We start from the raw sequence: 19,635 nt of genomic DNA, 5'->3' as shown, positions 1-19,635 counted from the left end.
CCTCCCGTGCATCCTGCAATTTACCGGAGTGGGGGGTGGTGAAGGAGTGCTGCGGGGCGGGAGTCGCGCTTTGCGGACATAACTGAGACAGCGGTATCCGGGATTTATTTCGTTTTGTTGCGAAATTTTCTCGCCGGGCTGTCAGCTTGCGCTATCGGGCTCATTGAAACTGATCGTTTGGCGCCGGTTGATGAAGCTGGCATCGTTGGTGTCATCTGCGGCGGCGCTATCGACGGTGCGCCATGAGTGATGGCGTTATCAGTGGAACTACAGGCTTTGTCCACGGCTCATAGATTGCCTGGCCCGTGAATCGCTGCATCCTTTGATTTTGTCCCGCGCAATGCCTTGCGCTACTGGAGTTAAGAAATGTCAGAAGCCCCCACCACGCCCGGTTCTGCCACGCGCATGACAGACGAAGAGGCACTGGAATTTGCCGAGCAGGTGTTCGACCGGGCTCGTGCTGGTGACGCGCCGATGCTCGATCGGCTGCTGGAAAACGGCTTGACCCCCAATCTTCGCAACCATAAAGGCGACACGCTGTTGATGCTGGCCAGCTACCACGGTCATCAAGATGCCGTGCGGGTGCTGCTCAAGCACAAGGCTGACCCGGAACTGCGCAACGACAACGGCCAGAGCCCGATCGCTGGCGCTGCGTTCAAGGGCGATCTGGAAACCGTGAAGATCCTTGTGGAAGGCGGCGCAGACGTGGAAGGCGCATCAGCCGACGGCCGTACCGCATTGATGATGGCGGCGATGTTCAACCGTACCGCGATCGTCGACTACCTGATCTCCAAGGGTGCCAACCCTCACATCCAGGATGCCAAGGGCGTCACCCCGCTGATGGCCGCGCAGACCATGGGCGCGACCGAGACCGCCGAACAGCTCACACGTCTGGGGGCGTAAGCGATAGAGGCGCGCAGCATTTCCAGCTATCCTGCGCGCCTGTTTTTCAGCCCCCGGACGATCTGCCATGAAAGCTTCACTCATCGAATTCATCAGCAAGATCAGCTCCGGCTGCATGAGCGATGAAGAAATCGAAAAAATCGCCGACGAAGCCGCCCAGGCTTACGCCGACCCCGATGCATTTCTGACCGCCAACCCCGACATCAATTTCGACGACACCTTCCCGATCCCGCTGGGCGAGTGGGTCGTCATCGGCAGCCTGCCTGATACCGTCTTGCTTCAGGCTGATACCTATTCTGATTTGCTCACCGAGATCATGGCGTCGTTCGGCCCCAACGTGCCGTTCAACATCAAACCCAAACAGCTGACCAAAGCTGAACCCCTGGCCGCGCTTAACCGTATTCAGATTCAGCTTTCCAGCATGAACAAGGACATGGGCGGGTATGTGCTGATGGACATCAGCGAGCCGCTGGACCACGTGTTGCAAACGGTGCTGGTCTACGGCGCTGACGTTGAGCGGGTCATGGCACTCGGCGTCGAGCTCGGCATATTAGTAGAGCCCGCGCTGGAGGCGCTCAAGGCGCAGGTTTGATCTCCGGCACCGCCTTTTGCTGCGCCGAGAAATATCCCTCCCGACCGACGGAACCCTGATTGCAACCCGCCACTCTCAAGTGAGCAAGCCTTCAATTAGGAGCAACACCATGGGTTCTACCTTCAACGGTCTGATTGGCCTGATCATTCTGGCGCTGGATATCTGGGCCATCATCAACGTGCTGAAAAGCGGCGCGGAAACCGGGAAGAAAATTCTCTGGATTTTGCTGATCGTCATCCTGCCGGTGCTGGGCCTGATCATCTGGGCAATCGCTGGCCCGCGTGGCAACGTGCGCATCTAGTATCGCAGCAAGGCTTCAGAACACCTGACGCCCGACTGGCCTGGCCAGTCGGGCGTTTTTGTTTTGCCAGATTAGCCACGGCCACCACGACATTCGACCTGTCATGCTCCGCGACGTAGAATGCGCGCCTTCTTGTGGGCGGCCTGCCGTCCTGTCATCAGTAGTTACCGGGGACTCCATCCATGAGCGATTATCAAGAAACGTTGTACGAAGGCTATGGCCAGCGCTTTCGCATGGAAAAGATGCTGCATGAAGTGCGCACCGAACATCAGCATCTGGTGATCTTTCAAAACCCGCGCATGGGCCGGGTCATGGCGCTGGACGGCGTGATTCAGACCACCGAAGCCGACGAATTCATCTATCACGAGATGCTCACCCACGTGCCGATTCTGGCCCACGGCCGCGCCAAACGTGTGCTGATCATCGGCGGTGGCGATGGCGGCATGCTGCGCGAAGTAGCCAAGCACGCGACAGTCGAGCACATCACCATGGTCGAGATCGACGGCACTGTGGTCGAGATGTGCAAGGAGTACCTGCCGAACCACTCCAAAGGCGCTTTCGATGATGCGCGTCTGAACCTGGTCATCGACGACGGCATGCGCTTCGTTGCCACCACTCAGGAAAAATTTGACGTCATCATTTCCGATTCGACGGACCCGATCGGGCCGGGCGAAGTGCTGTTTTCGGAAAACTTCTATCAGGCCTGCCATCGCTGCCTCAACGAAGGCGGGATTCTGGTCACGCAGAACGGCACGCCGTTCATGCAGCTGAGCGAAGTGCAGACCACGGCAGGGCGCATGAATGGCCTGTTCGCCGACTGGCATTTCTATCAGGCAGCGGTGCCCACCTATATTGGTGGCGCGATGACGTTTGCCTGGGGCTCGACGGATTCCGAGCACCGCAAAGTTTCGCTGGATACCCTGCGTCAGCGATTCGCCGGCAGCGGCATCGTCACCCGTTACTACAACCCTGAGGTCCACATCGGCGCCTTTGCATTGCCGCAGTACGTGCTTCAGGCGATCAGCAAGCCCAGCAACTTCTGATGGCCGATATGTTACGCAAACATGACATCCTCCAGGCGATGTCAGGTTTGCGTAACTTCTCCTTGCTCGCCAGTCATGTCACGTATACATTCCATTGATCGTTTAATGTTATGCAGGCGTGACAAATGGACGCGACGTTATTGCTCGAGCGCTTGGGCAGCCAGATCGAAGAGATGCGCAAATCCCGCGGCCTTACTCAAGTGCAGCTGGCCTACCAGTCGGGCATGACACGGCAAAAGCTTGCAGAAGTCGAAAAAGGCAGCCCGACTGTGGCGGTGAATTTCTACGCCAAGGTGCTGGCCGCGTTGAATGCCGAGATAAAAGTCGTTTCCGCCCGACGCCCGACGTTTGAAGAGCTGCGCGAGGTGTTCCAGTGAAACCGCTGGATCGTGTACGCATTTTTACCCCGGAGGGTGAGAGCGGTGAGCTGTCAGCGTCTGAGTCCGGCGACTACCTGTTTCGCTATGGCCTGGACGCCAGCCCGGCGTCGCAGATCAGCCTGACCATGGGCGTTCGCGATGCGGCTTACGTCTCGCGCAGCCTGCATCCCGTCTTCCAGATGAACCTGCCCGAAGGCTTCGTGCTGGAACAGTTGCGCAATCGCCTCGCCAAAACCACGCCCATCAACCCCATGCTGCTCATGGCATTGACCGGTAGCAGTTCGCCCGCCGGCCGCGTCGCCGTGGCGTCTCCAATGATCGATGACTTATTGGGTGGGGCGGGCCCCGTTGCAGGCAAAAGCCTGGGGCAGATACTCAGTTGGGACGGGACGCAGGATCTGTTTGCCGAACTGGTCGATCAATACATTTTGCGCACCGGGATTTCGGGCGTTCAGCCCAAAGTCATCGTGCCCGATGCGGACTTCGTTACGGACCCGAAAGCCACACTGTTGATGCCCGAATTGATCGTCAAGTCGGGGAGGGCGGACTTCCCCGGGCTGGCCGTCAACGAGTACGTGTGCATGGATGCTGCGCGCAGAGCCGGCATGCCGGTACCGGAATTTTATCTGTCAGATAACCGCCAGCTGTTCGTCATGCGTCGCTTTGATCGGGACGCTGACCAGCGAGCCATCGGCTTCGAGGACATGGCCGTGCTGATGGGCCTGGGCACGGAGCAGAAATACGACTCCAGCTACGAAAACATCGCCAAGGCCATTCGCCTGTTCTGCGCGCCTGAGCACGTGCGTGATTCGCTGGATCGGTTCTTCGACATCGTCGCGCTCAGTTGCATGGTCGGCAACGGCGATGCCCATTTGAAGAACTTCGGGGTGCTGTATCGCGACCCGCTGGGGGCGGACGCTCAATTGGCGCCAGCCTACGACATCGTCAACACCACCGCGTACATAAAGGACGACGCGCTCGCCCTGCGCCTGGATGGCTCGAAGAGCCTGTTCGGCTCGAGGCTCGGCATCCTGACCCTCGCGTCGACCTGCGACATCCGCAAACCGAACGTGCGCATCGAACGGCTGATCGCAGCGGTGCAGGCGTCGCTGCAGGAAAACGCCTCGCTCAACGCCCACGCACCCCCTGTTTTCGACGCCATCGAACACGCCGTCGAGCGGTATGCCCAGACGTTCAAGGTGTGAGCGCTATTCAAGGCTTTGTAAGAAAATATGAGAGGCGTCGTTAATGAACGGAATTTTCACCGTTTCTTCGGGAAGATTCGCGCCGTTCCAAGGCTACCCACTGATTGAGATAAATGTTTGAGCCGATCCGTCATGAAGAATGCGCGGGATCGGTGGTAAACCGCGACGGTTCACGTAATATTTGGCCCCCGCAGCCCGGACCGGCATTTCGATGTGGTCGGGCGCACCGCTTTTTGAACCTAAACCTGAATCCAACGGATCCCACAACACATGGCCAAAACGGACGCCCCGGCGCGCGCGCCGCAACCTACCGTCAAATCGCACCTGGCCTATACGCTCCTGAGCGGCCTGGTGCTGATGGTCCTGTACACCCTTTTGCGCGTTGCGCTGCTGGTCTATAACCGCGAAGGCATCGGCGCGACGCCGGCTTCGACGTTTGTCGAGGCGTTCGGCAATGGCCTGCGATTCGATCTGCGTCTGGTCGTGTACATCCTGATTCCCCTTCTGCTGTCCCTGTTCAGCGCGCGCCTGATGGCGGCCCGTGGGGTGTTTCGCTTCTGGCTGACGCTGGTTGCGAGCCTGACCGCGTTCTTCGGCCTGATGGAGATGGACTTCTACCGTGAATTCCACCAGCGCCTGAACGGCCTGGTTTTCCAGTACGTCAAAGAAGACCCGAAAACCGTTCTGAGCATGATCTGGTACGGCTACCCGGTGGTTCGTTATCTGTTGGCGTGGGCACTGGTGACCTGGCTGCTGAGCCTGGTCTTCAAAGGCGTCGATCGCGTGACCCGTCCCCGTGGCGGGTTCAACGTCGCCAGCGCCGACAACCGTGTGGTCGCGCCATTGTACAAACGCGCCGTGGTCTTCCTGCTGTGTCTGGTGGTCGCCGTCATCGCCGCTCGCGGCACCTTGCGCCAGGGCCCGCCGCTGCGTTGGGGCGATGCGTACACCACTGACTCCAACTTCGCCAACACCCTTGGCCTGAACGGCACGCTGACGCTGATCGCGGCGGCGAAGAGCCGCATGTCCGAGGACCGCGACAACATCTGGAAAGCGACCCTGCCTGTGGCTGAAGCCCAGCAGACGGTCCGCGACATGCTGCTGACCGCCAACGACAAGCTGATCGATCCTGAGAAAGCCGCTGTCCGTCGTGATTTCACACCGCCGCCGGCCAACACGCTGCCGATCAAGAACGTCGTCGTGATCCTGATGGAAAGCTTCGCCGGCCATTCGGTGGGTGCGCTGGGTGACGAATCGAACATCACGCCTTACTTCGACAAACTGTCCCAGGAAGGTCTGCTGTTTGATCGCTTCTTCTCCAACGGTACGCACACCCATCAGGGCATGTTCGCGACCATGGCGTGCTTCCCGAACCTGCCGGGCTTTGAATACCTGATGCAGACACCGGAAGGCAGCCACAAGCTGTCGGGTCTGCCGCAGCTGCTCAGCGCGCGCAAGTACGACGACGTTTACGTCTACAACGGTGACTTCGCCTGGGACAACCAGTCAGGCTTCTTCAGCAACCAGGGCATGACCAACTTCATTGGCCGCAACGACTTCGTCAACCCGGTGTTCTCGGACCCGACCTGGGGCGTGTCCGATCAGGACATGTTCGACCGTGGCGCCGAGGAGCTGAAAGCCCGCGAGGCCAAAGGCAAGCCGTTCTATGCCTTGCTGCAAACCCTGTCCAACCACACGCCGTACGCACTGCCGGCCAATCTGCCGGTCGAGCGCGTCACCGGGCATGGCACGCTGGATGAACACCTCACCGCCATGCGTTATTCGGACTGGGCGCTGGGGCAGTTCTTCGAGAAGGCCAAGAAAGAGCCGTACTACAAAGACACGCTGTTTGTGGTCGTCGGTGACCACGGCTTCGGCAACAACGAGCAGATCACCGAGATGGACCTGGGCCGCTTCAACGTGCCGATGCTGATGATCGCCCCGGGCCTGCAGGACAAGTTCGGCAAGCGCAGCAGCATCGTCGGTACGCAGATCGACATCGTGCCGACCATCATGGGCCGCCTGGGTGGCGACACCGTGCACCAGTGCTGGGGCCGCGACTTGCTCAATCTGCCGGCGGGAGACGAGGGTTTTGGCGTGATCAAGCCATCGGGCAGCGAGCAGACCGTGGCGCTGGTCACCGGCAACCGGATACTGATCGAACCCAAGGAAATGGAGCCGAAGGTCTACAGCTACGAGTTGGGCACCAAGCCCCATGCCGAGCTGATGCCGAATGCGCCGGACGTCGCCGAGTTGCGCAAGAAGCTCGACAGCTTCCTGCAGACCGCGACCAAGAGCCTGCTGGACAACACGGCAGGGGTCAAAGACGCCAAGCCACAATGACCGCAGCCTGATGAAAACGCCCCGATACCGGGGCGTTTTTTTTGCCTGCGAATCCTTGGCTTCAGGCTGCCAACGTCAGCTGTGCGCTGACGATTCGGGTTGAACGTCGTTGCGCTGCAAGGGTCAAGATCATCAGGCCGTTGTCAGGCCTTTACTGAGGAGACATTGATGAAAGTGTGGACTATTTCGTTTCTGGACAAAGACGGTGTGCAGCAAACCCTCGATCTTGAATCCGATCACCGTCCCAGTGAAGAAGAGGCTGCGCAGCAACTCCGTCCGATCCTGTTTCCGGTCGCCAGTGATCTTGATCTGAACGACCTCGACGGTCGCACTGCCGAGCCCACCGTGAAGACACTCAAAGAGCAGAACGCGGTACAGATCATCTCCATCATCGAGGCTTCGTAAGAAGCCTGCATTTCCCGCCATCCTGCCAATTGGCAACGCACTGGCAATGGGCGTACTCTGCGATCGAGGTCGGTGATGCATCTACCCGAGTCCGCTCGCGTACGTATGCCCGTTTTGTAAAACGCAACGGCCTTGTCAGCGACATGCTTGAGTCCCGGGCGGCAGATGACCTGCCGCTACACGCCTCGCCATCGAGGGGTGTTTCGGGATAGTTGAAACTCTATCTATCGTTGCATAGGAGGACGTTTCATGAGCACAGCCTATCAAGAAGACATCAGCAGCCATGTTCTGCGCTGCATGAAAGAAGGCGGTTTCGACTTCGCACGCATTCACCCCATCGAGTTCTATGCCACCTTTCCGGATGAGGACCGGGCGCGTCGGGCTGCGGAAAAATTTCGTGGCGAGTCAGTGAATGTCCAGCTCAATGCACTGGAAGACGGTGCGTGGCACCTGGAACTGAGCAAGTTGATGTACGCAACGTACGACGGGATAGGCGACTTCGAGCAGGATTTCCAGACGGCGATTTTCGGTCTGGACGGGGAGGTTGAAGGCTGGGGCGTCAAACAGGAGCTCAAGCGCCTTCATTGAGCTGATCAACCGTCATGCGCCGAAGCGAGGCGCCGATCGTTGAAAATTGTCTCCCGCCTTCACGACCAAGTGTGGAGCGGGAGATGCACCGAGCTGAATCACAGGCAAAAAAAAGCCGCTCTCTTGGGAGCGGCGGAAAGGGAATATCGGGTGGCGTTGCCAATAAGGTTTTGAGCCAATCGCCTTGTGTGATCCGGCGGGTTGGTCTGCGGTATGGGGCGATTATGCTCAGCCCCTGAACCAGACGGAAATGAACTGTCGCTATGCCAGCGATAGATTTTCAGAGTGAACGACGCTTCGCCATGAAGCGTTGGTGAACGGGTTAGGGCGCATCGTGCACAGGAATGGTGCGGACGCTCCGGCTGTTTAATTCAACCCATTGATATTAAAGCGTTTATGCCGATGGCACGGGCCTTGCGAAGGCTCTGGTGTCCATGGTGACAAGGAGTACGGCATGATCCGCACCTTTTATGACGAGATGTACGATGCGGGCGGCATAGTTCGTCCGCATTATCGGGAATTCGCCCGCTGGTTGGGTGAAGCGCCGCCTGAGTTGCTCGCTCAGCGTCGGCGTGAGGCCGATTTATTGTTTCATCGCGCCGGGATCACATTCACGCTGTACGGCGACGAGCAGGGCACCGAGCGGCTGATCCCCTTCGACACCATTCCGCGGAGCATTCCGGCCAGCGAATGGCGGGTGGTGGAGCGCGGCTGCATTCAGCGCGTCAAGGCGCTGAACATGTTTCTCGCTGACCTCTATCACGATCAGCGCATCATCAAGGCCGGGATCATTCCTGCCGAACAGGTCCTTGCCAACGAGCAATACCAGTTGGCGATGCAGGGCCTGAATCTGCATCGCGACCTGTATTCGCACATCTCCGGCGTCGATCTGGTGCGTGACGGCGACGGCACGTATTACGTGCTCGAAGACAACCTGCGCACGCCAAGCGGCGTGAGCTATATGCTCGAAGACCGCAAGATGATGATGCGGCTGTTCCCCGAGCTGTTCGCCGCGCAACGCATCGCGCCGATCGATCACTACCCGAACCTGTTGCTGGACACACTGAAGAGCTCTAGCCCGCTGGATAACCCCAGCGTCGTCGTGCTGACCCCCGGGCGCTTCAACAGCGCGTTTTTCGAGCACGCGTTTCTGGCCCGGGAAATGGGTGTCGAGCTGGTGGAAGGCGCTGACCTGTTCGTGCGCGATGACCGCGTGTTCATGCGCACCACCGACGGCCCGAAAGCGGTCGACGTGATTTACCGCCGGCTCGACGACGCGTTTCTTGATCCGCTGGCGTTCAATCCGGATTCAATGCTCGGCGTGCCGGGCCTTCTGGCGGCGTACCGGTCGGGCAATGTGGTGCTGGCCAATGCCATTGGCACCGGCGTGGCGGACGACAAGTCGGTCTACCCCTTCGTCACCGACATGATCCGTTTTTACCTCGACGAAGAGCCGATCCTCAAGAACGTGCCGACCTGGCAGTGCCGCAAGCCCGAAGAGCTGTCCCACGTGCTCGCCAATCTGGGCGATCTGGTGGTCAAGGAAACCCAGGGCTCCGGCGGTTACGGCATGCTCGTGGGCCCCGCTGCCACCGCTGCCGAAATCGAGTCGTTCCGGGCGCGGCTCAAAGCCAAGCCCCACGCGTATATCGCGCAACCGACCTTGTGCCTGTCGACCTGTCCGACCTTCGTCGAGAACGGCATCGCCCCGCGCCACATCGACCTTCGCCCGTTCGTCCTGGCTGGCCGCGAAACCCGTGTAGTGCCCGGTGGTCTCACGCGTGTTGCCTTGCGCGAAGGCTCGCTGGTGGTGAACTCGTCGCAGGGTGGCGGAACCAAGGACACCTGGGTGGTCGAGGATTAAGGATGCCTGCCAATGCTAAGTAGAACTGCCTCGGATTTATATTGGATGTCGCGGTACCTGGAGCGCGCCGAGAACCTCGCGCGGATGCTCGACGTCAGTTATTCGCTGTCGCTTATGCCCCAGGACGGACGCGGGGATGGCCTGAATGAAATCGCCATGCCCCTGCTGATCACCGGAACCCTGGACGATTACCTGGAGCGCCACGGCGACCTGCACGCCGAGCGCTTGCTGCACTTTTTCGCGCTGGACGCCGAGAACCCTGCGAGCATCTTCAGCTGCCTGGGTGCGGCGCGGGCCAGTGCCCATGCGGTGCGTGGGCGCATTACTGCGGACATGTGGGAAAACATCAACGCCACGTATCTGGAAATTCGCGGCATCGCCGAACAGGGTTTGAGCCGTTACGGCATGAGCCGGTTCTGTGAGTGGGTCAAGGAGCGTTCACACCTGTTCCGCGGCGCGACCTATGGCACCATCATGCGCAACGACGCGTTCCGTTTTATTCGTCTGGGGACGTTCATCGAGCGCGCCGACAACACCCTGCGCATGCTCGATGCGCGTTATGAAATGCTCGAATTGCGCGGCCCGTCCGCCAACGCGGCGGCAGACAGTTCCGCCGCTGGCTACTATCAATGGAGTGCGCTGTTGCGCGCGTTGTCGTCATTCGAGGCGTACACGGAGGTTTATCGCGATGCACCGGGAGCCCGTCAGGTCGCCGAATTGCTGCTGTTGCGTGCGGACATTCCGCGCTCATTGCGTGCGTGTCTGGAGGAGCTGGACATCATTCTCGCCAGTCTGCCCGGGGCCAATGGCCGTCCCGCCCAGCGTCTGGCCGCCGAGCTGGACGCTCGCCTGCGCTACACCGGCATCGACGAGATCCTCGATGAAGGCCTGCATGAGTGGTTGAACGAATTCATTCCACTTCTGGCCCAACTGGGTAGCGTCATTCACACTTCTTACCTGGAGGCTGCATGAGACTCTCAATTAGCCACGAGACCACCTATCACTACGACGATCAGGTTCGCGCCAGCATCCAGTATTTGCGTCTGACCCCCCACGACAGCGAGCGCCAGCAGGTGTTGAGCTGGCAGTTGGCATTGCCGCGCCCGGTGCGTGCGCAGATCGATCCGTTCGGCAATATTCTCCACGTGCTGACCCTGGACGAACCCCACGAAGCCATCGTCATCGGTGCGCGCGGCCAGGTCGAGATCGACGAGAAGCGCGAGGCGGAACACGAGACTCAGTCGTCGCTGCCGTTTCTGCGCTTTACCCGCCTGACCGAGGCTGACGAAGCGATTCGCGCCTTTGCCATCGCGCAGACCCACAAGCGCACCGACCGCACCGCGCTGATCGATATGATGCACGCGCTCAACGAGCACATCACCTATACGCCAGGCTCCACAGCCGTCGATACCAGCGCCGCCCAAGCGTTCGCCAGCCGTGTTGGCGTCTGTCAGGATCACACCCACGCGTTTCTGGCCTGCGCCCGCAGTCTCGGGGTGCCGGCGCGCTATGTGTCGGGTTATCTCTACAGTGACAGCAGCGAACACCTGTCCAGCCATGCGTGGGCGGAGGCGTGGATTGACGACGCGTGGTACAGCTTTGATGTGACCAATCAGTTGGCGATTCCGGAACGGCATCTGAAGCTGGCGGTCGGCCTGGATTATCTGGACGCCTGCCCGGTGCGCGGCATGCGTCGTGGCGGTGGTTGCGAGCAGATGCACGCCAAGGTGGTCGTATCGCCATCAGCGCCGATTGCTGTTCCGGCCGCTGCGAAGAAAAAGCCCGTCCCGGCGCCGATGATTCAGGTGCAACGCCAGGGTTGATCAGCCCCTAGCGGTCGGGCGTTCAGCTCGGCCGCCTTCCCACCACTTGCGCGCTAATCGGTGCGCCAGACAGCCACTCCCCCCGCCACAGAAAAAGCCGACACTCCGCAACACAACGACCTGATACCCATACGACCGCCGTTCACCCTGTATGAAACAGGGAATCAGGGGACGCCGTCGCAGGATGCTGCACGTGCCGAGCGCAGGCTGCTCAGCCAAACAACCGTGTCATGTTCGGCAAGATCAGCAGCAGCGTAGTGGCGAAAACGATGAGTCCGGCCTGACGTATTTTCGAGCGCTTGAACTTGAACTTGAACATGGTAAATGCCTTTTCTTGTTATTCCTGAGCGACAGAAACCCATGGGCTTTGGTCGAGACCAAGGCGGGGGTTGGCAAAGGTGAGGCAAAAGAGCAGGTGCCCCGATCAGCAGATCGTGGACGGCGGGCGCTGGGTGAATCGATTTTGTTATGGCGCCACTGCTACTGACTAAACCTTAGAGCCCGCGTGCTGTGCGGTTTAGATCATTGAGGATTATCCAGTCTAATTCTTATAACTTCGTTAGGATTGGCGAATAGCCATCGCTCAGATATTCGCCTGCTAGACGCCTGCGACCAAAACTGCCTGCGTTCAATAGCCCGCTACCGTTCGTCCGAGTCCGAAACTTCTCACAACCAGCTACCCTGTCAATCGATCCGGTGAAAGAGCGCGCTCTGTGATATCGCTTGTGATAGATAGTGCTCTTATGACAGTTCGACTATCGGCCGGACATATAAAAAGACAGATCATCGGTTTAGCGAGGACAGCATGACCGAAGCGTTTATTTACGATGCCTTGCGCACGCCGCGGGGCAGGGGCAAGCCGGATGGCGCGTTGTACAGCGTCAAACCGGTGGATCTGGTGGCAGGGCTGCTGAAAGAACTGCAAGTGCGCAATCACCTCGACACCCACCACGTCGATGACATTGTGCTGGGCTGCGTTACGCCCATCGGCGATCAGGGGGCCGACATCGCCAAAACCGCAGCCCTGGTCGCCGATTGGGCCGTCAGCGTGGCCGGGGTTCAGATCAACCGGTTCTGCGCATCGGGGCTAGAAGCGGTGAATCTGGGAGCGATGAAGCTCCGTTCCGGGTTCGAGGATCTGGTGGTGGTCGGCGGCGTCGAGTCGATGTCGCGCGTGCCGATGGGCAGCGACGGCGGCGCGTGGGTACTTGATCCGCAAACCAACCTGCACACCCACTTCACGCCTCAGGGGATCGGCGCCGATCTGATCGCCACCCTCGAAGGCTTCAGCCGCGATGACGTGGACCTGTTCGCCCTGCAATCCCAGCACAAGGCGGCGCTGGCCCGGGAGCGGGGTGCGTTTCGCCGTTCACTGGTGCCGGTCAGGGACCGGAACGGCCTGCTTTTGCTCGACCATGACGAGTTCATCCGCCCCGACACCACACTGGAGGCGCTGGGCAACCTGCGCCCGAGTTTCGAGGCCATCGGCAAAATGGGCTATGACGCCACGGCGCTGCGCGTCTACAGCCATGTCGAACGCATCGAGCATGTGCACACGCCGGGCAACAGCTCCGGCATCGTCGATGGCGCCGCGTTGATGCTGCTCGGCACCGCGCAAAAAGGTCAGGCCCTGGGCCTGCGACCACGGGCGCGCATCGTGGTCACGGCGGTGACCAGCACCGATCCGACCATCATGCTCACGGGCCCTGCGCCCGCCACGCGCAAAGCCCTGGCGCGGGCGGGGCTGACCATTGATGACATCGACCTGTTCGAGGTCAACGAAGCCTTCGCCTCGGTGGTGCTCAAGTTCATCAAGGACATGGGTGTCGACCCCGACAAAGTCAACGTCAACGGCGGCTCGATTGCCCTCGGCCATCCACTCGGCGCCACGGGCTGCATCATTCTCGGCACGCTGCTCGACGAGCTGGAAGCCCGGCAGTTGCGTTACGGCCTGGCGACCCTGTGCGTCGGCGGCGGGATGGGCATCGCGACGATCATCGAGCGGGTATGAACGTGGAGCACGATAACCGCTACGCCGACCGCCTTTACCCGATAACCGTTTCAGGAAGAACGACCGCATGAGCGATGCCATCCGCTACGAAACCGGCACGGATCAGATCGTTACGCTGACCCTCGACATGCCCGGCCAGCAAGCCAATACCATGAACGCGGTGTATCGCCAGGCCATGGCCGAGACGCTTGAGCGCCTGCAGGCGGACAAAGAGGCCATCGCCGGTGTGATCATCCGCTCGGCGAAGAAGACCTTTTTTGCCGGCGGCGACCTCAACGAGCTGAGTCAGGTCGACTCCACCCGCGCCGCCGCCTTCTACCAGATGACCATGGACCTCAAGGCCCAGCTTCGCGCGCTGGAAACATTCGGCAAACCGGTGGTGGCCGCCATCGAGGGTTCTGCATTGGGCGGCGGCCTGGAGCTGTGCCTGGCCTGTCACCATCGCATCGCAATCAACGGTGGCCACGTGAGACTGGGCCTGCCGGAGGTCACCCTCGGTTTGCTTCCGGGAGGGGGCGGCACCGTGCGGCTGGTGCGCATGTTGGGGCTGGAGAAAGCGCTGCCGTTGCTGATGGAAGGCCGGACCATGGGCGTCGAGCACGCCTTGAAAACAGGTGTGATCGATCAACTGGCCAGCGATGCCGATGACCTGATGGCCAAGGCGCGCGAATGGATTCTGGCCAATCCGGCGCCGATCAAAGCCTGGGATCAACCAGGGTTTCAATTGCCCGGCGGCACGCCTGCGCACCCGAAAGTGGCGCAGATGCTGGCCATCGCGCCGTCGATGTTGCGCAGCAGAACCTGGGGCTGCTACCCGGCGCCGGAGAAGATCCTGGCCGCAGCTGTGGAAGGCGCGCAGGTGGATTTCCACACGGCAGAGAAAATTGAGGCGCGTTACTTCACTGAACTCGCCCCCGGCCCAGTAGCCAAGAACATGATCGGCAGCTGGTTTCAGCTCAACCGGGTCAAGGCCGCAGAGGCGCGGCCCAAGGCGCCGCCGGTGTTCAACATGCGCAAGGTCGGCATCCTCGGGGCCGGGCTGATGGGCAGCGGCATTGCCTATGTCACGGCGGTGGCGGGCGTCAGCGTGGTCCTCAAGGACATCAATCTGGCCGCGGCGCAGAAGGGCAAGGATTACTCGGCGCGACTGCTGAACAAGCAGCTTGCCAGAGGCCGCATCACCGAGGCTCAGCGCGATGCCGTGCTGGGCCGTATCAAGCCGACAGGCCGCGACAGCGACCTTGAAGGCTGCGACCTGATCATCGAGGCGGTATTCGAAAATCGCGAGCTTAAAGCTCAGGTCAGCGCCGCCGCCGAGCAAGTGGTCGTGCCCAATGCGGTGATTGCGTCCAATACCTCGACGCTGCCAATCACGGGCCTTGCCAGCGCCATCAGCCGGCAGGAGCGCTTCATTGGTCTGCATTTCTTCAGCCCGGTGGAGAAGATGCGCCTGGTGGAAATCATCAAGGGCGTGCGCACCAACGACATGACCCTGGCGCGGGCCTTCGACTTCGTTCGCCAGATCGGCAAGACCGCAATTCTGGTCAATGACACGCGCGGCTTCTTCACCTCGCGGGTGTTCGCCACCTACGCCGACGAAGGCATTGCCATGCTCGGCGAGGGCGTCAGTGCGCCGATGATCGAGACCGAGGCGCGCAAGGCCGGGATGCCGGTGGGGCCGCTGGCGGTGTCAGATGAGGTGTCGCTGCGGTTGATGAGCCAGATTCGGCAGCAGACGCGCAAGGACTTGGCAGAACAGGGCGTGGAGCTCCCCGGGCATCCGGCCGACGCGGTGATCGAGCAGCTGTTGCATGAATTCGATCGCGCAGGGAAAACCTCCGGCGGCGGTTTTTACGACTACCCCGACGGCGGACCCAAGCACTTGTGGCCGGAGTTGAAAATCCGCTTCGAGAAGCCCGACGCACAGATCAGCGGCCAGGATATTCGCGACCGGCTGCTGTTCATTCAGGCCCTTGAAACCGTGCGTTGCATGGAAGAGGGTGTGCTGCGATCGACGGCGGACGCCAACGTGGGTTCGATGCTTGGCATCGGCTTTCCGGCCTGGACTGGCGGGGCGTTGCAATTCGTCAATCAATACGGACTGAAGCCGTTTATCACCCGCGCCCGGGCCTTGGCCGAGCGCTATGGCGAACGTTTTCAGCCGCCTGCGTTGCTATTGGAGAAAGCGGAGGAGGGGACGCTGTTCTAGCGCCGGCTCCCGGTTGTGGCGGATGTAGTGCCGCGACAGCCGGGGTTCAGTTGAAGACCGCGCGCGGCCACAACTGGGCCTTGCCTTGCCCCGGCCTTCAAGGCAGGCTTGAGCCCACGCATTTTCGCTTTGTCGCTTCAGGAATTTTTATGTCGTTACGCATCTGCATTCTGGAAACCGACGTACTTCGCCCGGAGCTGGTCGATCAATACCAGGGTTACGGGCGGATGTTCGAAAAACTCTTTGCTCAACAGCCGGTGCCTGCGGAGTTCGTCGTCTACAACGTCATGCACGGCGATTACCCGCCGGATGACGAGCAATTCGACGCCTATCTGATCACCGGCTCCAAGGCCGATTCCTTTGGCACCGATCCGTGGATCGAAACCCTCAAGACGTATCTGCTCGAACGCTACAAGCGCGGCGACAAATTGCTCGGCGTATGTTTCGGCCATCAGTTGCTGGCGCTGCTGCTGGGCGGCAAGACTGAGCGCGCGCCGCAGGGTTGGGGTGTCGGTATTCATCATTACAACCTTGCACCGACCCGGCCATGGATGACGCCGGCGCTGGACAAACTCACGCTGCTGATCAGCCACCAGGATCAGGTCACGGCGTTGCCCGAAGGCGCAACGGTCATTGCCACCAGCGAGTTCTGCCCGTTTGCCGCGTATCACATCAACGATCAGGTGCTGTGCTTCCAGGGTCATCCGGAATTCATCCACGACTACTCGCGCACCTTGCTCGACATCCGTCAGGACGCGCTGGGTGAGCAGGTCTACGGGAAGGGCATCGCCAGCCTGGAAGAAGACCACCACGGCACGGCGGTGGCGGAATGGATGATGCGGTTTGTGGCGAACAAGCGTCCTGTAAGCTAAAGCGCTGTTTTGCCGGGTTATGTGATCATTGTAGGACCGGCTTCAGCCGGGAAGGCGTCAGTCGCCACGCTGCAAAATGGATGGCGCTCACACCGGCCTCTTCCCGGCTAAAGCCGGTCCTACTGACAGCAAGTATTCTACCTGTGGGACCGGCTTCAGCCGGGAAGGCGTCAGTTGCCACGCTGCAAAATTGAGGGTGCTCACACCGGCCACTTCCCGGCTAAAGCCGGTCCTACAGTCGTAGGTGTATTCAAAGCCGGTGCCACAGTCGTAAGCACATTCAAAAACCTCAAAGCCAACCCGACCGCTTGAAGCTCGCGAACAAAATCCCGCACCCGCCGACGATCACGCCCAACACCATGTAATACCCGTAATGCCAGGTCAGCTCCGGCATGTTCTGGAAATTCATCCCGTAGATCCCGGCGATGGCGGTGGGGAAAGCCAGAATCGCGGCCCAGGCGGCAAATTTGCGCTGGGTCAGGCTCTGCCGTGAAGACTCCAGCAGCAGGCTGATTTCGATGGTCTGGCTGGCGATGTCGCGCAGGTTGGAGAGGTCTTCCATCTGCCGTTTGACGTGGATCTCCACGTCGCGGAAGTACGGCCGCATGTTCTTGTCGATGAAGGGAAAGCTCAGCTTCTGCAGCTCCTCGCCAATCTCCACCATCGGCGCCACGTAGCGGCGCAGGCGCAGCAGGTCACGACGCAGGGCGTGGATGCGGTGGATGTCGGCTTCGTTGAGGTCCTTGCGCAGCACGTTGTGCTCAAGCTCTTCCAGCTCGCAGTGAATCGATTCGGTGACCGGCTGATAGTTCTCGGTGACGAAATCCAACAGCGCATACAGGACGAAGTCTTCCCCGTGCTCCAGCAGCAATGGCCGAGCCTCGCAGCGCTGACGTACCACCCCGTAGGACTTCGAATCGCCGTTGCGCGAGGTGATGACGTAGCCCTTGCCCGCGAAGATGTGGGTTTCGATGAAGATCAGCTTGCCGTTCTCGCGGATCGGCGCGTAGGTCACGATGAACAGCGCGTCGCCGAAGGTCTCCAGTTTCGGCCGGCTGTGGACTTCCAGCGCGTCTTCGATGGCCAGTTCGTGCAGATTGAACTGCCGCTGCAGCGTGGTCAGTTGTTCGAGGTCTGGCTGCTCAAGGCCGATCCAGACGAAATGCCCAGGTTTCGCCGCCCAGGCCGCGCCTTCGTCGAGGGAGATGTTGGTGACTTTCTTTCCGGCACTGTAAACGGCAGCGGCAACCACTCGACCCATAATGTCTGCTTCTTCTTTTAGGGAGAACTGACGCGCAGCTTAGCGCGCTCCCTGATCAGAGTCGGCGGATTTAAACGAGTTGCAGGTTTTTTCAGTGCTGTTCAGCGTCTGTTCGGATGGCAGCAGCGGACCCGCGGACCTGCGCGTCCATGCTGGCGATGCAGGTCTGCATCTGGCCGTGACAGAGCCCGATGAGCTGCGGAATGTCTTCGCTGGTCAGGCCCGCTGTCGGGATCGCGGGCAGCATGCGGATGATCACTTCGCCACTGTTCCATCGATTCAAATTCATGCTGCGCACGTAGGTGCTTACGCAGACGGGCACGATGGGCACACCGGCCTCGATCGCCATCTGAAAAGCCCCGCGTTTGAACGGCAGTAATTCCGCGCCTTCGTTGCGTGTGCCTTCGGGGAACACCCAGATTGAAGTGTCTTTGTGCTGCAGGGTTTCGGTGGTCTGGAGAATGGCGCGGCGTGCCCGCTGCGGGTTGCCGCGATCAATCAGCACGTTGCCCGCCAGCCAGAACAGCTGGCCAAAGAACGGCACCCACTTGAGGCTCTTCTTGCCGATGCAGACCGTGCGCGGCGGCACGATGTTGCCGAGGACAAACAGATCGTAATTGGACTGGTGATTACAGATGATCACGCAAGGCCTGGCGTGCTCGAACTGCGGGCTGAGCTGCGCATTCAGGCGCAGCCCGAGAATTCCCATGGCGGGGAGGGCGTAGAGGCGAGCACACAGGCGGCTGTTGTCAGGGTTGAACGGGCGGCACAAGCCAAGCAAAAGACCCAGCGCGCCAGCGACAAGAAAGTGCAGGCCCATCAACAACATACGCAATACGAACAGCATGCAAAACCCACCCGGTAGGCGAAAAGCCGCGCAGTGTACGGATGTGCACTGGAATCGGCAATCGGCCACGGGCCGGGCGGAGGATCAGGAATTTAACGGGATGTTTCAGGGGGAACGCGCCGCAGGGAATGCAGCGCGTTGTCGCGGATCCCTTAGAGCGGGATCTGACGATCCAGCTCGATGGCCCGGTCGAGGGTCTCGAGGAATTCCTTGCGCACTTTCAGCTTGGTCTGCTTGTGGGCGCGCATGTTGATCTTCTTCATCTGTAGCGCCACGGTGCGCGCGGCTTCGGTGAGTTCTTCCGGGGCGACCACTTTGTCGAAGAAGCCGGCTTGCAGCGCGCCCTTTGGGTCGAACATTTCGCCGCAGATCACCGAGCGGCCGAAGGCACTTTTACGCAGGCGGTCACGGGCCAGTTCGATGCCGGCGTGGTGCATGGTCATGCCGATTTGCACCTCGTTCAGACCAATGCTGAATGGACCCTCGACGCCGATGCGGTAATCCGCCGACAGCAGCAGGAAGGCGCCTTTCGCGACAGCATGGCCGCCGCACGCGACCACCACGGGGAACGGGAACGACAGCATGCGCCGCGCCAGCGTGGAGCCTTCGGCGACCAGGGCCATGGCGGCTTCCGGCGACGAGGTCATGATTTTCAGATCGTACCCGCCCGAGAGAATCCCCGGCTGGCCGGTGATGATCACCACGGCGCGGTCCTGCTCGGCGCGGTCGAGTGCGGCATTGAACGCGGCGACCACCTCGTTGCTGATGGCGTTGACCTTGCCGTTGGCCAAGGTCAGCGTCGCAACGCCGTCATCCAGTTGATAGGCGACCAAATCACTCATGGAGCGAGTCCTTTTTTGTTTTGAAGTGGCGCAGACGTTACCCACCCGGCAGGGCAAGGTAAAGCGCAAAGGATGACTGGCAAGTCAGGGGGCGGGGGGCCCGGCCCGCGGGCCCCCCCCGAAAACGCGGGGGGCCCGGGGTTAAA

At 60.5% G+C, this 19,635-nt stretch carries 18 protein-coding genes; 15 read left to right on the top strand and 3 right to left on the bottom strand.

Features of this window, described 5'->3' with window-relative positions:
* The first annotated feature begins 366 nt into the window (after positions 1–366).
* The 15 genes from QMX88_RS23695 to QMX88_RS23625 all read left to right on the top strand — a co-directional run bounded on the left by QMX88_RS23695 (position 367) and on the right by QMX88_RS23625 (position 16,539).
* On the top strand, positions 367–903 hold the full coding sequence (locus tag QMX88_RS23695; protein WP_122624151.1) for an ankyrin repeat domain-containing protein: 537 nt from the start codon (positions 367–369) through the stop codon (positions 901–903).
* Between the two features lie 67 nt (positions 904–970).
* Positions 971–1,495 (top strand): hypothetical protein, encoded by a 525-nt coding sequence (locus tag QMX88_RS23690; protein ID WP_282372664.1) that lies wholly within the window; start codon positions 971–973, stop codon positions 1,493–1,495.
* 109 nt (positions 1,496–1,604) lie between these two features.
* Positions 1,605–1,796, top strand: coding sequence for a PLDc N-terminal domain-containing protein (locus QMX88_RS23685; protein WP_037009073.1), 192 nt, complete (start codon positions 1,605–1,607; stop codon positions 1,794–1,796).
* A 182-nt stretch (positions 1,797–1,978) separates the two neighbouring features.
* Positions 1,979–2,839 (top strand): polyamine aminopropyltransferase, encoded by an 861-nt coding sequence (speE, locus tag QMX88_RS23680; RefSeq protein ID WP_282372663.1) that lies wholly within the window; start codon positions 1,979–1,981, stop codon positions 2,837–2,839.
* A gap of 125 nt (positions 2,840–2,964) precedes the next feature.
* Positions 2,965–3,216 (top strand): helix-turn-helix domain-containing protein, encoded by a 252-nt coding sequence (locus QMX88_RS23675; protein WP_192175037.1) that lies wholly within the window; start codon positions 2,965–2,967, stop codon positions 3,214–3,216.
* Positions 3,217–3,221: 5 nt separating this feature from the next.
* Positions 3,222–4,424 carry a type II toxin-antitoxin system HipA family toxin gene (locus QMX88_RS23670; RefSeq protein WP_282372666.1) on the top strand — a complete coding sequence of 401 codons (1,203 nt, stop codon included), beginning with the start codon at positions 3,222–3,224 and terminating at the stop codon, positions 4,422–4,424.
* A gap of 270 nt (positions 4,425–4,694) precedes the next feature.
* Complete coding sequence (locus tag QMX88_RS23665) at positions 4,695–6,767, top strand: LTA synthase family protein (protein WP_192175036.1); 2,073 nt, start codon at positions 4,695–4,697, stop codon at positions 6,765–6,767.
* A gap of 168 nt (positions 6,768–6,935) precedes the next feature.
* On the top strand, positions 6,936–7,172 hold the full coding sequence (locus QMX88_RS23660) for a hypothetical protein (protein WP_192175035.1): 237 nt from the start codon (positions 6,936–6,938) through the stop codon (positions 7,170–7,172).
* A 249-nt stretch (positions 7,173–7,421) separates the two neighbouring features.
* Positions 7,422–7,760, top strand: coding sequence for a ribonuclease E inhibitor RraB (locus QMX88_RS23655; RefSeq protein WP_282372660.1), 339 nt, complete (start codon positions 7,422–7,424; stop codon positions 7,758–7,760).
* 454 nt (positions 7,761–8,214) lie between these two features.
* Complete coding sequence (locus QMX88_RS23650) at positions 8,215–9,624, top strand: circularly permuted type 2 ATP-grasp protein (RefSeq protein WP_074891898.1); 1,410 nt, start codon at positions 8,215–8,217, stop codon at positions 9,622–9,624.
* Positions 9,625–9,636: 12 nt separating this feature from the next.
* Positions 9,637–10,596 (top strand): alpha-E domain-containing protein, encoded by a 960-nt coding sequence (locus QMX88_RS23645; RefSeq protein ID WP_065989404.1) that lies wholly within the window; start codon positions 9,637–9,639, stop codon positions 10,594–10,596.
* Positions 10,593–11,447, top strand: coding sequence for a transglutaminase family protein (locus QMX88_RS23640; RefSeq protein ID WP_282372657.1), 855 nt, complete (start codon positions 10,593–10,595; stop codon positions 11,445–11,447). Before QMX88_RS23645 ends, QMX88_RS23640 begins: the two co-directional genes overlap by 4 nt.
* Before the next feature lie 805 nt (positions 11,448–12,252).
* On the top strand, positions 12,253–13,458 hold the full coding sequence (locus QMX88_RS23635; protein ID WP_282372655.1) for an acetyl-CoA C-acetyltransferase: 1,206 nt from the start codon (positions 12,253–12,255) through the stop codon (positions 13,456–13,458).
* A 67-nt stretch (positions 13,459–13,525) separates the two neighbouring features.
* On the top strand, positions 13,526–15,667 hold the full coding sequence (locus tag QMX88_RS23630; protein ID WP_282372653.1) for a 3-hydroxyacyl-CoA dehydrogenase NAD-binding domain-containing protein: 2,142 nt from the start codon (positions 13,526–13,528) through the stop codon (positions 15,665–15,667).
* A gap of 149 nt (positions 15,668–15,816) precedes the next feature.
* Positions 15,817–16,539 carry an amidotransferase gene (locus QMX88_RS23625; RefSeq protein ID WP_282372651.1) on the top strand — a complete coding sequence of 241 codons (723 nt, stop codon included), beginning with the start codon at positions 15,817–15,819 and terminating at the stop codon, positions 16,537–16,539.
* A gap of 289 nt (positions 16,540–16,828) precedes the next feature.
* Here QMX88_RS23625 and QMX88_RS23620 read toward each other — a convergent pair whose 3' ends face one another.
* The 3 genes from QMX88_RS23620 to QMX88_RS23610 all read right to left on the bottom strand — a co-directional run bounded on the left by QMX88_RS23620 (position 16,829) and on the right by QMX88_RS23610 (position 19,489).
* Positions 16,829–17,800: a magnesium and cobalt transport protein CorA gene (locus QMX88_RS23620; RefSeq protein WP_192175029.1), complete on the bottom strand. Its 972-nt coding sequence runs from the start codon at positions 17,798–17,800 to the stop codon at positions 16,829–16,831.
* Positions 17,801–17,891: 91 nt separating this feature from the next.
* Positions 17,892–18,647, bottom strand: a complete 756-nt coding sequence (locus QMX88_RS23615) for a lysophospholipid acyltransferase family protein (protein WP_282372649.1) — start codon at positions 18,645–18,647, stop codon at positions 17,892–17,894.
* A 152-nt stretch (positions 18,648–18,799) separates the two neighbouring features.
* On the bottom strand, positions 18,800–19,489 hold the full coding sequence (locus tag QMX88_RS23610) for a crotonase/enoyl-CoA hydratase family protein (RefSeq protein ID WP_122537869.1): 690 nt from the start codon (positions 19,487–19,489) through the stop codon (positions 18,800–18,802).
* Positions 19,490–19,635: the final 146 nt, after the last annotated feature.

Origin of the sequence: Pseudomonas sp. PS02290 (assembly GCF_029960075.1) — a bacterium.
Taxonomy (GTDB): domain Bacteria; phylum Pseudomonadota; class Gammaproteobacteria; order Pseudomonadales; family Pseudomonadaceae; genus Aquipseudomonas.
This window is presented reverse-complemented; position numbering and strand designations above follow the sequence as displayed.

Coding starts and splice junctions, on each gene's coding strand:
- QMX88_RS23645 (WP_065989404.1), top strand. CDS start 9,637: ATGCTAAGTAGAACTGCCTCGGATTTATATTGGATGTCGCGGTACCTG.
- QMX88_RS23695 (WP_122624151.1), top strand. CDS start 367: ATGTCAGAAGCCCCCACCACGCCCGGTTCTGCCACGCGCATGACAGAC.
- speE (WP_282372663.1), top strand. CDS start 1,979: ATGAGCGATTATCAAGAAACGTTGTACGAAGGCTATGGCCAGCGCTTT.
- QMX88_RS23675 (WP_192175037.1), top strand. CDS start 2,965: ATGGACGCGACGTTATTGCTCGAGCGCTTGGGCAGCCAGATCGAAGAG.
- QMX88_RS23690 (WP_282372664.1), top strand. CDS start 971: ATGAAAGCTTCACTCATCGAATTCATCAGCAAGATCAGCTCCGGCTGC.
- QMX88_RS23655 (WP_282372660.1), top strand. CDS start 7,422: ATGAGCACAGCCTATCAAGAAGACATCAGCAGCCATGTTCTGCGCTGC.
- QMX88_RS23610 (WP_122537869.1), bottom strand. CDS start 19,489: ATGAGTGATTTGGTCGCCTATCAACTGGATGACGGCGTTGCGACGCTG.
- QMX88_RS23685 (WP_037009073.1), top strand. CDS start 1,605: ATGGGTTCTACCTTCAACGGTCTGATTGGCCTGATCATTCTGGCGCTG.
- QMX88_RS23660 (WP_192175035.1), top strand. CDS start 6,936: ATGAAAGTGTGGACTATTTCGTTTCTGGACAAAGACGGTGTGCAGCAA.
- QMX88_RS23640 (WP_282372657.1), top strand. CDS start 10,593: ATGAGACTCTCAATTAGCCACGAGACCACCTATCACTACGACGATCAG.
- QMX88_RS23620 (WP_192175029.1), bottom strand. CDS start 17,800: ATGGGTCGAGTGGTTGCCGCTGCCGTTTACAGTGCCGGAAAGAAAGTC.
- QMX88_RS23635 (WP_282372655.1), top strand. CDS start 12,253: ATGACCGAAGCGTTTATTTACGATGCCTTGCGCACGCCGCGGGGCAGG.
- QMX88_RS23665 (WP_192175036.1), top strand. CDS start 4,695: ATGGCCAAAACGGACGCCCCGGCGCGCGCGCCGCAACCTACCGTCAAA.
- QMX88_RS23625 (WP_282372651.1), top strand. CDS start 15,817: ATGTCGTTACGCATCTGCATTCTGGAAACCGACGTACTTCGCCCGGAG.
- QMX88_RS23650 (WP_074891898.1), top strand. CDS start 8,215: ATGATCCGCACCTTTTATGACGAGATGTACGATGCGGGCGGCATAGTT.
- QMX88_RS23615 (WP_282372649.1), bottom strand. CDS start 18,647: ATGCTGTTCGTATTGCGTATGTTGTTGATGGGCCTGCACTTTCTTGTC.
- QMX88_RS23630 (WP_282372653.1), top strand. CDS start 13,526: ATGAGCGATGCCATCCGCTACGAAACCGGCACGGATCAGATCGTTACG.